Genomic DNA, 12889 nt, shown 5'->3' on the forward strand with positions numbered 1-12889 from the left:
CACGTGTGTACAAAGGCAGTCAGAATGCGGTCGCCGCGTCAACCGCAGTAGAATCGTCTATTAAACACTCCCCGCCCACCCTTCTCACCGAGCCTGCCCATGTCCTCCTCGATCAAAGCAGTCCTCAAGCCGCATCTGCGCGACGTCGGCAGTCTGACCGTGCGGCGCGTGCTGCCGGCCATGGCGGCGCGCCTGATCGGCCCGTTCATCTTCTTCGATCACATGGGTCCGGCCGCCCTGGAACCGGGCGTGGGCCTCGACGTGCGGCCGCATCCGCATATCGGCCTCGCCACCGTGACCTATCTGTTCGAAGGCGCGATCATGCACCGCGACAGCCTCGGTTCGGCGCAAAAAATCGTCCCCGGCGACGTCAACTGGATGACGGCCGGGCGCGGCATCGTCCACTCCGAGCGCACACCGGACGAGGACCGCGCGAGCGGCCTGACCATGCACGGCATTCAGACGTGGGTCGCGCTGCCGCTCGACGACGAAGAGATCGAACCGTCGTTCGCGCATCACGCCGCCGACACGCTGCCGGTGGTCGAGCGCAACGGCGTCACGCTGCGGGTGATCGCGGGCACGGCGTTCGGCGCAACCTCCCCGGTCGAGACGTTTTCCGGCACGCTGTATGTGGCCGGCGAATTTGCGCCGGGCGGCGCCTTCGCGCTCGAACCGGAACACGAGGAACGCGGCGTCTATCTCGTCGACGGCGATCTGGAAATCGACGGCACGTCGCTCGAAGTCGGCCAGATGGCGGTGCTAGCGCTCGACGAAACGGTGACACTGGCGAGCACCCACGGCGCGCGCGTCATGCTGCTCGGCGGTGAAAAGCTCGACGGCGAGCGCTTTATCGAGTGGAATTTCGTCGCCAGTTCGCGTGAGAAAATCGAAGCCGCGAAGCGGGCGTGGACCAGTCAGGAAATGGGCAAGGTGCCGGGCGAAACCGAATGGATTCCGCTGCCCGAGCGCAAGTGAGGCACGCAAAAAAGCCACGCGGGTGAGCAAGGCAAGCAAGCACCGCAAGTAAGCGCAAGCGGTTCCGGCAGCATTGAATCCCCGGTGCTCGGCCCCAAATAGTCAACAGACCGTTTTATCGACGAGGACGCAATGGACACCACTCTGGCCACTTTCGAACAGGACGTCATCACGGCGTCGACACTGGCCCCCGTGCTGGTCGATTTCTGGGCGCCCTGGTGCGGCCCGTGCAAGACCCTCGGCCCGATGCTCGAAAAGCTCGAAGCCGAAGCCGCCGGCAAATGGAAGCTCGTGAAGGTGAACGTAGACGAGAACCAGGAACTGGCCGCGCATTTCCAGGTGCGCAGTATTCCGCACGTCATGGCTTTCGCCGATGGGCGACCGGTCGATCAGTTCGTCGGCGTGCTGCCTGAGGGCCAGTTGCGCGAGTTTATCGAGCGGCTCGTGCCGCAGGGCGCGGACGCGGCGCGTCTCGAAGCGCAAACCGCGCTGGCCGAAGGCCGCCGCGAAGATGCGTACGACGCGCTGCAGGCCGCCCTCGCCTACGATCCGGGTTTCGACGAAGCGCGCATGGACCGCATCGAAATGCTGCTCGAAGACAACCGTCTCGACGAAGCGCGCAACGAAGTCGATCTGCTGTCGCCGAAAACGACGCAAGGTATCGACGCACGTTTCAACGCGATCAAGACGCGTCTCGACGCCGTGGACGCCGCCGCGGATCTGCCGCCCACCGATGCGCTGGAAGCAAAGGTCGCGGCCGACCCGGCCGATCTCGAAGCGCGTTTCGATCTGGCCAGCGCGTTTATCGCCCGCCGCAAATACGCGGAAGCGCTCGAACAATTGCTGGCGATCGTGCAACGCGACCGCACGTTCCGCGAGGATATCGGCCGCAAAACGATGCTGTCGGTGTTCGACCTGGCGGCGCATCAGCCGGAGCTGGTATCGCAATGGCGGCGCAAGCTCAGCGCTTCGCTGTTCTGATCTGATCTGATTGGCTCACTCGATATTCAGGCGCGGCGCCGCCAGCCGCGCCTGAATGCGCCGTGGCACTCGTCGCGGTATGAATCACCTCAAGCCGTAGCCTGCTTCGCCAACGCCCGCAGCACATGCGCGGCGGCCGCAAATCCGAAGCTCGCCGTCACGCACACGCTCGAACCGAATCCCGCGCAGTTCAAACCAACCGGCCCCGTATGGCCCGGCGATGTGGTGACGTGCTCGGCCTCCTCGTCGATATCGCAGACGGCGGCTTCCGGGTAGATCAACGGTTCGTCGGAATACACAGCGCTTACCTTGAACTTCGCTTTCGGTCCACGCGGGAAACCGTGCTGTTTGCGCAGTTGTCCGCGCACTTTCGACAGCAACGGATCCTGTATCGTCAGCGCGAGATCGTCGATGCGAATGCGTGTCGGGTCGAGCTGGCCACCCGCGCCGCCGACCGTGATCAACGGTTGCTTCTTCTCCACGCACCATGCGATCAACGCGGTCTTGGTACGCACGCTGTCGATCGCATCGATCACGTAGTCGAAGCCGCCACCGAGCGTCGCGTCGAAGTTGTCCGGCTCGACGAAGTCCTCGATCAGGCGCACGTCGCAAAACGGATTGATCGCCGCGATGCGTTCGGCCATGGCCTCGACCTTCGGTTTTCCGTAGTTGCCGTCGAGCGCGTGGATCTGCCGGTTAGTGTTGCTCTCGGCGACGTTGTCGAGATCGATCAGCGTCAGCGTGCCGACCGCGCTGCGCGCCAGCGCTTCGGCCACCCACGACCCCACTCCGCCGATGCCGATCACCGCGACGTGCGCGCCTTCGAACGCGGCGAGCGCCGGCGCGCCGTACAAACGCGCGATGCCGCCGAAGCGCCGCTCACGGTCAGCGGTTTCTTTCCCGTCGAGGCTGGTAGTAAGATCGGTTTGCGCGGTGGTGCTGGACATGATGGCAGGGCTCGGTGGTCAGGCAAAAACACGAAGTGGCGACGCAAGGGCGTACGCAACCCCGTATTTTGCCTGAAGGCGTCAAAGTGCATCGCCGCGAAAAGCGCGGCACGGTAGCCACATACGCCGGCACGCATGCGCGCGCCGCGCGGGACCTTGATGTGGTTGCGGGCAAAAAATTAGCGGCTTAGCTATACTGATTGAACTGTAGCGTTCGCATAAGAACATGACCTCACTCGCCGAACTTCGAAAAAACTATTCGCTGGGTTCTTTGGACGTTGCCGATGTAGACCGTAACCCGTTTCGTCAATTCGATACGTGGTTTCAACAAGCGGTCGACGCCAAACTGCCCGAACCGAATACCATGACGCTGGCCACGGTCGACTCGCGCGGCCGGCCGTCGGCGCGCATCGTCCTGATCAAGGGCGTCGACGAGCGGGGTTTCGTGTTCTTCACCAATTACGAAAGCCGTAAAGGCCGCGAACTGGCGGCCAATCCTTACGCCAGCCTGCTGTTCTACTGGATCGAACTCGAACGCCAGGTGCGCGTGGAAGGCCACATCGTCAAAACCAGCGCGGAAGAAAGCGACGCGTATTTCGCGTCGCGCCCGCTCGGTTCACGCATCGGTGCATGGGCATCGAATCAGAGTCAGCCAATTGAAAGCCGCTCGCAGCTCGAAACACGCGAACGCGAAATCAGTTTGCAATACGGCGACCAGCCACCGCGCCCACCGCATTGGGGCGGTTATCGTTTGGTGCCCGAAGCAATCGAATTCTGGCAGGGCCGGCCGTCGCGTCTTCACGACCGCTTGCTCTATACGCGTTCAGGCGAACACAGCGACTGGCAAATCTCCCGCCTATCGCCTTGAATCGAAATACAACGCCGCCACCACGTTGCCAACGCAGCAGCGCGCGGCGGCCGGATGGCAACTCGCGGCATGGGAGTCGCGCTGCACGGGGCTGCGATCCACACAGGCTTTGCTCTAATTCAACGGACACGGAGAGATCACATGTTCTGGGAGAAGAAGCTGGCGCAGTGGGTGGAAGAGGTAAAAACGAGAGCTAACGTTCCCGCACGCCTCGTGCTGTGGGACGGTCAGCAACACGACTTCGGGCAGTTCGCCGCGCCTCAGGTCACGCTACACGTCAAAAGCGCCACGGCGCTGCCCTATCTGCTCGAACCGAGCCTCGACAATCTCGGCGAGGCGTACGTGAAGGGCAAGATCGACATCGAAGGCAAGCTGTCGGACATCATCAATATCGGCTATCAGCTGGCGCGCAATACCGTCACCAGCGCGGGCAAGCTGGCGCGCGTGCGACGCTACTTCAATCATTCGAAGGCGTCGGACAAGAAGGCGATCCAGTATCACTACGACGTCTCGAACGAGTTCTACAAGCTGTGGCTCGACGAGAACATGGTGTACTCGTGCGCGTACTTCGAGAACGGCGACGAAGACCTCGCCGCCGCGCAGATCAAGAAAATCGACCACATCCTCACCAAGATCCAGTTGCAACCGGGGCAGCGTCTGCTCGATATCGGCTGCGGCTGGGGCGCGCTCGTTCTGCGTGCGGCGCAGAAGTTCGGCGCGCAGTGTGTGGGCGTGACGCTTTCGCAGAACCAGTTCGATCTCGCCACGGCGCGTGTGAAAGCGGCGGGTCTCGAAGGCCAGATCGAGATTCGTCTGCAGGATTACCGTGACGTCGAAGGGCAATTTGATCGGATCACAAGCGTCGGCATGTTCGAGCACGTGGGCCGCAAGAATCTGCCGGGCTACTTCGAGAAGATTCGCGACCTGCTGACCGACGACGGCATCGCCATGAATCACGGCATTACGTCGAGCGATTCGGAAAGTGGCGAGACCGCGCTCGGCGGCGGCGAATTCATCGACCGTTATGTGTTTCCGGACGGGGAGCTGCCGCACATCAGTCTCGCGCTCGAATCGATGCAGCGCGGCGGGCTCGAAGCGGTTGACGTCGAAAGCCTGCGCCGTCACTATGCGCACACGCTGGACATCTGGGCGGAAAATTTCGAAGCGCATGCGGAGGAAGCCCGCAAGCTCGTCGACGACGAGAAATTCCGCATCTGGCGCGTGTACCTCGCTGGTTGCGCCTACGCGTTTGAAAACGACGACGTCTCGATTTACCAGGTGGTGTGCCGCAAAGCCGGCCGCAGCGCGAAAACCCTGCCGTGGTCGCGCCGCTATATGTACGACAAACCGCTGTGATAGGGTTGCGCCGCGGCGCCGTGCATGAGCGGGCGACGTGGCGCAAACCTTTGAACAGCAGGTCGAACACCGATGGACCCACGCGGGACAAGCGAAGTTGACCATCCGGTCGAGGGCGAAAACGGCGCCGACGGCGAAGCTGTACAGTTCGACCTGTTCGGGATGCCGGTGGACGCCGCAGCGGCGAAGGGCGATGGCGAGGTGAAGGTATCGCGTGGGACGGCCGGCTCAGATGCGGACGTTCTGCAAAAGGTAGAACGGCCAACTCCGCCCGCTGACACAGCCACCGCAGCGCAGCCCGCGCGCCGGCGTCAACCGCGCGCGACGAAGGCCGCAAGCCTCGGCTCCTTGTGGCAGGAAGATGAAGCGGCAGCGCCTGATGCCGCCATCACCGCGCCGGAAGCCAGCACTGCCCCCTCAGACGCGACCGCCCCCAAAAGGCGCCGCACTCGCGAAATCATTGCCGCCCCGCCCTCGCCCGAACTCCTCGCGCTTGCAGCGCAACTACCGCCGCAAGTCCATCTCGGCACTTCGACGTGGTCGTTTCCGGGCTGGAACGGCATCGTCTACGGCGACGATTACAGCAACAGCAAGCTCTCACGCGAAGGTCTCACGGCTTACGGCGCGCATCCGCTGCTGAAGACGGTCAGCATCGACCGGTCGTTTTATCAGGCGCTCACGGTCACCGAGTATTTGCGTTACGCGCAGCAAGTGCCCGAGCACTTCCGTTTCATCGTCAAAGCGCCGATGACGATCACCGATGCCACAGTGCGCGCCGAACGCGGCGAGCCGGTCTCGATGAATCCGTGCTTTCTGAACGCGCAAATGGCGATCGACGATTTCGTCACGCCGTGTCTCGAAGGGCTCGGCGCCAAGGCCGGCGCGCTGGTGTTCCAGCTTTCGCCGCTGCCGGATCAGATGCTCGCGCAGCCTGCGGTGTTCATCGAACGGCTGGCCGAATTTTTCAGCGCGCTGCCGAAGCTGCCGGACAGCGCCTGCTACGCGATCGAAATCCGTGATGGGAGTCTGCTCACACCGCGCTTCATCCGTACGCTCAAAGCGGCGGGCGTGCGCTATTGCGTCGGGATTCACGCGCGCATGCCTGATCCATTGCGCCAGGCTGCGGCGCTTGCGTTACTGGATGGTGAACCGGCCGGGCCGCTGATCGTGCGCTGGAGCCTGCACGGCGGCTTCAAATACGAACAGGCGAAGGCCAAGTACGAGCCGTTCAACCAGTTGGTCGATGAGGATCCGGCGACCCGCGCGTCACTCGCCGAACTGGCCGCGCGCTACGCGCTGGCAGGCCAGCCGGTGGTGATCGCGATCAACAATAAGGCGGAAGGCTCGGCACCGCTCAGTTGTGTGGAGCTGGCGCGAGCGATCATCGAAGCGTATGCACGGCTCGCTCATGAGCATGAGCATGAGCAAGACGACCATGAGCCATCGCCGTCTGAAGAGAACGAGCAGCCGCCCGACTCCGACGCCTGAGTCACGCGCAAGCAGCCGCTCATGCCGTTAGCTGGCCCTGATCCGGTGAGCAAACTTCTGACGAAACTTTGCCACCTTCGGCGCCACCACGAACGAGCAGTACCCCTGATCCGGGTGCTGCGCAAAATAGTTCTGGTGATAGGCTTCGGCAGGCCAATAATTACCGTCGAGCGGTAGCACTTGCGTGACGATCTGGCCGTCGTAAACGCGCTGTTCGCCGATCTCGCGAATGGCCTGCAACGCCGTTTCCCGCTGCGCGTCGGAATGCGTGAAGACCACCGAGCGATATTGCGTGCCCACGTCATTCCCCTGCCGGTTCAACTGCGTCGGATCGTGAATCGCAAAGAAGATATCGAGAATCTCGCGATAGCTGATCTTCGCCGGATCGAAGTCGACTTTGACGACTTCAGCGTGGCCGGTTTCGCCGTCGCACACCTGCTCATAAGTTGGACGCTGCGTCTTGCCACCCGCGTAGCCCGACTCCACCGCGTTCACGCCGTCGACGCCAAGGTACACCGCTTCGAGGCACCAGAAACACCCGCCACCCAAGGTGGCGACTTCGCCTGTTTGACTCATGCTGCTTGCTCCTTGAAACACATAGTCGGCCGCTGCCGTTCCACTGTTCGACGCAACGCTCATGCCACTATCCGAGCTTTCCAGCTTAGCGGCTTTTTCATTCACCGGCGGGGGTCGCGGCCGATCCCCCACGATTGCAGTTAAAATTGGGATAAATCGACGATTTTCACTATGACTTTCGAATCATTTGTTTCCAGCCGCACGCGAGATGGGTTCGGCCCGGCGCTCCCCCAGTTTGCGCCAGGGACCGGCGCCCGATGAAGCGCGCCAGCCCGCCCAACTTCGACCAGAACGCCTTCAAACAGGCGCTCAGCCAATTTGCCACCGGCGTCACCGTTATTACAACGCGAGCGGCGTCCGGCCAGTTGATCGGCATCACGGCCAGCTCATTTAATTCGGTTTCGCTCAACCCGCCACTGGTGTTGTGGAGTCTGGCCACGCGCTCGGCGTCGATGCCGGTGTTCCGCGCCAACAGCCACTACGTGGTCAATGTGCTGGCTTCGTCGCAACTCGATCTGTGCAAGCGTTTTGCGACCGTGAAGGGCGATCGCTTCGAAGGCGTGTCGCACGCGGAAGGCGACACCGGCATGCCGGTGCTCGACGGCGCGCTCGCCTGGTTCGAATGCCATAACCGCAGCCGCTACGAAGAAGGCGACCACGTGATTTTTGTCGGCGAAGTGGAGCGCTGCGGCGTGCACGAAAATGCCGCGGAGATGTCCCCGCTGGTATTTCAGAACGGCTTATTTCACGGACTCGCGCCGCTTTGAACGCTGAACCGGGTCGCGAGGCGGCGCGAACGGTTCGGGCGATCTGGCAATGACAGGCGGCGCGCGGCGCTCACCGCGAGAATAAAAAAATCGCTGCGCCCCACGACGGCGCCGCCGCCTGGTCACTCACTCAGCGATCGTTATGCGCAGCGCTATGTCCGCCGGTTTTCTTCACCAGCGAAACCGGCACGCCTGAATCTTCCTTGAGCGTCTGCAGCACGATATTCGAACGAATATCCATCACACCCGGCGCCTTGTAGAGACGCTGCAGCACGAAGTCCGAGTAATGTTTGAGGTTGTGCGCGAGGACTCGCAGCAGATAGTGGGTCTCGCCGGTCACGACGAACGCGCCGACCACTTCCGGCCAGTCGCGCACCGCTTCCGCAAAGCGTTCGTGCCAGTTCTCCTGGTCGTTGCGCATGGACACCTGCACGAACGCTTCCAGTTCGAAACCCAGCACTTCGCGATTGAGACATGCGCGGTAATGTTCGATGACGCCCTGCTCTTCGAGCAGGCGCAGGCGTCGTAGACAGGCTGACGGCGAGAGCGAAATGCGCTCCGCGAGGTCGAGATTGCTGATCCGTCCTTCTTGCTGAAGCACCGTCAAGATACGGCAATCGGTGGCGTCGAGCGAGATCGCGTTCATATTCGGTCTCCCTTTCCCGTTTGAATCAAATTATGTTCCAAGACACGGCGCAGAAGGAGATTTTTTCGCAATCACATTTCGCGGCAGGCCACCTATCATTCCCGGATAGACACAAACCGCCGATGCGACTATGCCAACACTTTGGGACATCACCCCCGCCGTCGATACCGCCACGCCCGTCTGGCCCGGCGACACGCCGGTGGGCATCGAGCGCGTGTGGCGCATGGAGGCGGGCTCGCCCGTCAATGTCGCGCGGCTGACGCTGTCGCCGCACACCGGCGCGCACACCGACGCGCCGCTGCACTATGACGCCGAAGGCGCCGCAATTGGCCACGTCCCCCTCGACGCCTACCTCGGCCGATGCCGCGTGATTCATTGCATCGGCGCATCGCCTGTTGTGACGCCACAACACCTGGCCGGCTCGCTCGACGACCTGCCGCCGCGAGTCTTACTGCGCACTTACAGAATCGCGCCCACCAGCGCGTGGGACAGCGCGTTCTGCGCGGTCGCGCCGGACACCATCGATCTGCTGGCGGCGCGCGGCGTGAAGCTGATCGGCATCGACACGCCATCGCTCGATCCGCAGGAATCGAAGACGATGGATGCTCACCACCGGATCCGCGCGCATCGCATGGCAATTCTCGAAGGCATCGTGCTCGACGACGTCCCGCCCGGCGACTACGAACTGATTGCGCTGCCGCTCAAGCTGACCACGCTCGATGCGAGTCCCGTGCGCGCGGTTCTGCGCGCGCTGCCCGAGTCTGCGCCCGATTTTCGGCCCGCTTCCCATTGAACGAACATCCCTGATCTGACTGACGGAATCACCATGAACCACCGTGACGAAGCACTGGCGCTCGACAGCGCCGACCCGCTGGCGACGCTGCGCGACCAGTTCGCGCTTTCGCCGACCACCATCTATCTGGACGGCAATTCGCTGGGCGTGCCGCCCGCGGCCGCCGCGCAGCGCGCGCAGACCGTGATCGGCGCCGAATGGGGCGAAGGCCTGATTCGTAGCTGGAACACCGCCGGCTGGTTCGAACTGCCGCGCCGCCTCGGCAACAAGCTTGCGCCGTTGATCGGCGCGGCCGAAAACGAAGTGGTCGTCACCGATACGATTTCGATCAATCTGTTCAAGCTGCTGTCGGCGGCCGTGCGCGTAGCGAATGCGCGCGATCCCAGGCGTCGCGTGATCGTCTCCGAGCGCTCGAATTTCCCGACAGATCTGTACATCGCGCAAGGTTTGATCGAGCAACTCGATCGCGGTTATGAACTGCGTCTCGTCGACGATCCTGCCGAACTGCCTGCCGCGATCGGCGACGACACCGCCATCGCGATGATCACGCACGTGAACTACCGCACCGGTTACATGCATGACATGGCCGCGCTCACCAGGCTGATCCACGATAAAGGCGCGCTCGCACTGTGGGACCTGGCGCATTCGGCGGGCGCGGTGCCGGTCGATCTGAACGGCGTCGGCGCGGACTATGCGGTGGGCTGCACGTATAAGTATTTGAACGGCGGGCCGGGTTCGCCCGCGTTCGTGTGGGTGCCCACGCATCATCAAAATGAATTTGCGCAGCCGCTGTCAGGATGGTGGGGACATCGCGCGCCGTTCAAGATGGATCCGGCGTATCAACCGGATGACGGCATCGGCCGGTTTTTGTGCGGCACGCAGCCGATGGTGTCAATGTCGCTCGTCGAATGCGGGCTCGATGTGTTTTTGCAAACCGATATGCAGGCGGTGCGCAAGAAGTCGCTGGCGTTGACCGATCTTTTCATCGAACTGGTCGAGGCGCGTTGCAGCGAATTTCCGTTGAAGCTCGTCACGCCGCGTGAGCATGCGCAGCGCGGCTCGCATGCGAGCTTCGAGCATCCGCAGGGTTATGAGGTGATGCAGGCGCTGATCGCGCGTGGGGTGATTGGCGATTATCGTGAGCCGCATGTGCTGCGGTTTGGTTTTACGCCGTTGTACACGCGTTTTGTCGATGTGTGGGATGCAGTGGAAACGTTGCGCGAGGTGCTCGTGAAGGAAACCTGGCGGGCACCTGAATTCGCCGCACGCGGCGCAGTGACCTGAGGAGCGCGCAATGACCGATCATATGCAAACACCGGGGCTGCCGGAAGAGAAACCGGCGCAGGGATGTCCGTTCGGGCATGGGGCAGTTGCTTCTAACGTGGCTTCCCCGGCCGCCGATTCGGGCGATGGCTGGCATGATGCGCAGCTCGACTTTTCGGACTCGATGAGCTACGGCGATTATCTGTCGTTGGGGACGGTGCTGGATGCGCAGCATCCGCTATCGCCGGATCACAATGAGATGCTGTTCATCATTCAGCATCAGACGAGCGAGTTGTGGATGAAGCTTGCTTTGTATGAGTTACGGGCGGCGCTGCAGGCCGTGCATCGGGATGAGTTGCCGCCGGCCTTCAAGATGCTCGCGCGCGTGTCGCGGATCATGGAGCAGCTCGTGCAGGCCTGGAGTGTTCTTGCGACTATGACGCCGTCTGAGTACACGGCTATGCGGCCTTATTTGGGGAGTTCTTCCGGGTTTCAGTCTTATCAGTATCGGCAGATTGAGTTTTTGCTCGGGAATAAGAATGAGCAGATGCTGAAGCCGCATGCGCATCGGGCTGATGTTTTGGCCGAGGTTAAGGGTTCGTTGGAAGCGCCTTCTTTTTATGATGAGGTTGTTCGGTTGCTCGCTCGGCGCGGGTTTCCTATCTCAGCCTCCAGGTTGGAGCGGGATTGGACTCAGCCTACTGTGCATGATGCTTCTGTTGAAGCGGCATGGTTGGAGGTTTATCGGAATCCTTCTCAACATTGGGAGCTGTATGAGATGGCTGAGGAACTTGTTGATCTTGAAGATGCCTTTCGGCAGTGGCGGTTTAGGCATGTGACTACTGTTGAACGGATTATTGGGTTTAAGCAAGGGACTGGGGGGACTAGTGGGGCTACTTATCTTCGGAAGATGTTGGATGTGGTTTTGTTTCCGGAGCTTTGGCATGTGAGGACTGTGTTGTAGTGGTTTTTTTGCGCGGTGGCTGGGTTTGTCTGTGATGCTAAGGGTTTTGGCCTTTCCTTGGTTTGTTCGTCGTCTATTAGCGTTGCCCCTGTGCGGGGCGGCACCTACTTCTCTTTGCCGCCGCAAAGAGAAGTAGGCAAGAGAAAGCGGCTCACACCGCTAGTTCTTAAGCGGGCTCCCCGCACAGTTGCGGTAGTGGTGCATCTGGAATCTGTGTTCTCGCACATTCCAAGTCTGTGACAAAGCGCTCATTCTTCCCGCCTCGCGCTCCGCGCTCGCCGGAACGGTCGGATCAAAACCCTCGGGCTTTTCTGTGTGCGGTGGGGCCGTCGGCTTCGCCTCGGCGATACCACATAACGGCGCTCGTTTCGAACGTGGGCTGGGCCCTGGATTGATCTCGTGGGCGATTCAGGAACACCCCGGAAATCGCACCATGACCAGATCGGTTCACGCATCATCCAGTAAACCGCGCCGCGCCCGTACGCAGATCACGGTTGAAAAGACCGCACAGGAAGCCGCCGCATTGAGCAAAACGCACTCGAAACAATTCGGCTATCTGGCCGCACTCGCGAGAACGGCGCAAACGTACCTTGCGACCGGGGAGAAGCGGCAGGCGGACTTCACGAAACTGGCGACCGCGCTCGCCGATGCCGCCGAACGGTATAGCAGCGAGGCGAACGCCGGCGATGGTAGCGTTCTCGCTGGTAGCGACAGGCAATGAACACCTGAATGACCGCGACGTAACGGCAGAAGTTTGCGGAGTGCGCGGGTCGCGCACAGAGCGTCGCCGGTCAAGCACTCACATTGACATTCAGAACTGTGCCGTCAACTGGAATCCGACCGTCACGTGCGCGGTCGGAAAGCCTGACGGCTCATATCGGCGTGTCAGCGAACAGGTCATAGGAGAGGCCGGCCAACTTCGCCAGCACCCCGCCGCTTTTTCGAACTGCGCCGCCATCCTGAAATCATTCGGACGTTTCCTGGCAACTTTTATGAGTCAGATCGGGATAGAAAGAGTATTCGTCTGAGAGCGTCCCATAGACATCGGAATCGGACGCCCTGAATAATCAGGGCATGAACCCACACCTGCTCTCTCCTCACGATCAGAGGCCCGCCTGCCTGCGTGCGCGCGCCTCCGGAATCATGCACCGATGTGCAGGGGACGCGACGTGATGGAGCGCGCCCGCTTCGATCTGCCCATGCCCGGCGTGGCGCTTTCACCGGAAAGCGTTGAACGTCTGATGGCCGAACCCTGGCGCTACGGG

General features: G+C 61.7%; 13 protein-coding genes and 1 pseudogene. 10 read left to right on the top strand and 4 right to left on the bottom strand.

Features of this window, described 5'->3' with window-relative positions; translation table 11 throughout:
• The first annotated feature begins 99 nt into the window (after positions 1-99).
• Together B0G73_RS38755 and trxA are read left to right on the top strand one after the other, a co-directional pair.
• Complete coding sequence (locus B0G73_RS38755; RefSeq protein ID WP_106286309.1) at positions 100-975, top strand: pirin family protein; 876 nt, start codon at positions 100-102, stop codon at positions 973-975.
• Between the two features lie 132 nt (positions 976-1107).
• Complete coding sequence (gene trxA / locus B0G73_RS38760) at positions 1108-1956, top strand: thioredoxin (protein ID WP_106286310.1); 849 nt, start codon at positions 1108-1110, stop codon at positions 1954-1956.
• Between the two features lie 89 nt (positions 1957-2045).
• Here trxA and tcdA read toward each other — a convergent pair whose 3' ends face one another.
• Entirely contained in the window at positions 2046-2903 is an 858-nt protein-coding gene (gene tcdA / locus B0G73_RS38765) for a tRNA cyclic N6-threonylcarbamoyladenosine(37) synthase TcdA (protein ID WP_106286311.1), read from the bottom strand.
• Positions 2904-3129: 226 nt separating this feature from the next.
• Between tcdA and pdxH the strand changes: the two genes are divergently transcribed.
• From pdxH to B0G73_RS38780, 3 genes are all read left to right on the top strand, one after another.
• Positions 3130-3771, top strand: coding sequence for a pyridoxamine 5'-phosphate oxidase (pdxH, locus tag B0G73_RS38770; protein WP_106286312.1), 642 nt, complete (start codon positions 3130-3132; stop codon positions 3769-3771).
• Between the two features lie 141 nt (positions 3772-3912).
• Positions 3913-5127, top strand: coding sequence for a cyclopropane-fatty-acyl-phospholipid synthase family protein (locus B0G73_RS38775; protein ID WP_106286313.1), 1215 nt, complete (start codon positions 3913-3915; stop codon positions 5125-5127).
• Between the two features lie 72 nt (positions 5128-5199).
• The gene (locus B0G73_RS38780; protein WP_106286314.1) at positions 5200-6615 is read left to right on the top strand and encodes a DUF72 domain-containing protein; all 1416 of its coding nucleotides are present in this window, start codon (positions 5200-5202) and stop codon (positions 6613-6615) included.
• 27 nt (positions 6616-6642) lie between these two features.
• Here B0G73_RS38780 and msrA read toward each other — a convergent pair whose 3' ends face one another.
• Positions 6643-7191 carry a peptide-methionine (S)-S-oxide reductase MsrA gene (gene msrA, locus B0G73_RS38785; RefSeq protein WP_106286315.1) on the bottom strand — a complete coding sequence of 183 codons (549 nt, stop codon included), beginning with the start codon at positions 7189-7191 and terminating at the stop codon, positions 6643-6645.
• A 257-nt stretch (positions 7192-7448) separates the two neighbouring features.
• Here msrA and B0G73_RS38790 point away from each other — a divergent pair, with 257 nt between their 5' ends.
• A complete protein-coding gene (locus B0G73_RS38790; RefSeq protein WP_106286316.1) occupies positions 7449-7958 on the top strand; it encodes a flavin reductase family protein in 510 nt (169 codons plus the stop codon).
• A gap of 130 nt (positions 7959-8088) precedes the next feature.
• Here B0G73_RS38790 and B0G73_RS38795 read toward each other — a convergent pair whose 3' ends face one another.
• Positions 8089-8604 carry an Lrp/AsnC family transcriptional regulator gene (locus B0G73_RS38795; RefSeq protein ID WP_012434188.1) on the bottom strand — a complete coding sequence of 172 codons (516 nt, stop codon included), beginning with the start codon at positions 8602-8604 and terminating at the stop codon, positions 8089-8091.
• A 130-nt stretch (positions 8605-8734) separates the two neighbouring features.
• On the opposite strand from B0G73_RS38795, the gene kynB reads away from it, so the two are divergent.
• The 4 genes from kynB (at position 8735) to B0G73_RS38815 (ending at position 12345) form a co-directional block, all read left to right on the top strand.
• Positions 8735-9397 carry an arylformamidase gene (kynB, locus tag B0G73_RS38800; RefSeq protein WP_106286317.1) on the top strand — a complete coding sequence of 221 codons (663 nt, stop codon included), beginning with the start codon at positions 8735-8737 and terminating at the stop codon, positions 9395-9397.
• A gap of 33 nt (positions 9398-9430) precedes the next feature.
• Positions 9431-10681 carry a kynureninase gene (kynU, locus tag B0G73_RS38805; protein ID WP_106286318.1) on the top strand — a complete coding sequence of 417 codons (1251 nt, stop codon included), beginning with the start codon at positions 9431-9433 and terminating at the stop codon, positions 10679-10681.
• Positions 10682-10691: 10 nt separating this feature from the next.
• Positions 10692-11624 carry a tryptophan 2,3-dioxygenase gene (gene kynA, locus B0G73_RS38810; RefSeq protein WP_106286319.1) on the top strand — a complete coding sequence of 311 codons (933 nt, stop codon included), beginning with the start codon at positions 10692-10694 and terminating at the stop codon, positions 11622-11624.
• A gap of 433 nt (positions 11625-12057) precedes the next feature.
• Positions 12058-12345 (top strand): hypothetical protein, encoded by a 288-nt coding sequence (locus B0G73_RS38815; protein WP_106286320.1) that lies wholly within the window; start codon positions 12058-12060, stop codon positions 12343-12345.
• A gap of 90 nt (positions 12346-12435) precedes the next feature.
• Here B0G73_RS38815 and B0G73_RS41695 read toward each other — a convergent pair.
• A pseudogene (locus B0G73_RS41695) lies at positions 12436-12532 on the bottom strand (peptide transporter); the annotation flags it as partial.
• Between the last annotated feature and the right edge of the window lie 357 nt (positions 12533-12889).

The organism is Paraburkholderia sp. BL25I1N1 (assembly GCF_003002025.1).
Classification (GTDB): Bacteria; Pseudomonadota; Gammaproteobacteria; order Burkholderiales; family Burkholderiaceae; genus Paraburkholderia.

What these genes read in the sequence shown, in the direction of transcription:
- kynU (WP_106286318.1), top strand. Translation starts at nt 9,431, where the DNA reads ATGAACCACCGTGACGAAGCACTGGCGCTCGACAGCGCCGACCCGCTG.
- B0G73_RS38795 (WP_012434188.1), bottom strand. Translation starts at nt 8,604, where the DNA reads ATGAACGCGATCTCGCTCGACGCCACCGATTGCCGTATCTTGACGGTG.
- tcdA (WP_106286311.1), bottom strand. Translation starts at nt 2,903, where the DNA reads ATGTCCAGCACCACCGCGCAAACCGATCTTACTACCAGCCTCGACGGG.
- kynA (WP_106286319.1), top strand. Translation starts at nt 10,692, where the DNA reads ATGACCGATCATATGCAAACACCGGGGCTGCCGGAAGAGAAACCGGCG.
- pdxH (WP_106286312.1), top strand. Translation starts at nt 3,130, where the DNA reads ATGACCTCACTCGCCGAACTTCGAAAAAACTATTCGCTGGGTTCTTTG.
- trxA (WP_106286310.1), top strand. Translation starts at nt 1,108, where the DNA reads ATGGACACCACTCTGGCCACTTTCGAACAGGACGTCATCACGGCGTCG.
- B0G73_RS38780 (WP_106286314.1), top strand. Translation starts at nt 5,200, where the DNA reads ATGGACCCACGCGGGACAAGCGAAGTTGACCATCCGGTCGAGGGCGAA.
- msrA (WP_106286315.1), bottom strand. Translation starts at nt 7,191, where the DNA reads ATGAGTCAAACAGGCGAAGTCGCCACCTTGGGTGGCGGGTGTTTCTGG.
- B0G73_RS38755 (WP_106286309.1), top strand. Translation starts at nt 100, where the DNA reads ATGTCCTCCTCGATCAAAGCAGTCCTCAAGCCGCATCTGCGCGACGTC.
- kynB (WP_106286317.1), top strand. Translation starts at nt 8,735, where the DNA reads ATGCCAACACTTTGGGACATCACCCCCGCCGTCGATACCGCCACGCCC.
- B0G73_RS38775 (WP_106286313.1), top strand. Translation starts at nt 3,913, where the DNA reads ATGTTCTGGGAGAAGAAGCTGGCGCAGTGGGTGGAAGAGGTAAAAACG.
- B0G73_RS38815 (WP_106286320.1), top strand. Translation starts at nt 12,058, where the DNA reads ATGACCAGATCGGTTCACGCATCATCCAGTAAACCGCGCCGCGCCCGT.
- B0G73_RS38790 (WP_106286316.1), top strand. Translation starts at nt 7,449, where the DNA reads ATGAAGCGCGCCAGCCCGCCCAACTTCGACCAGAACGCCTTCAAACAG.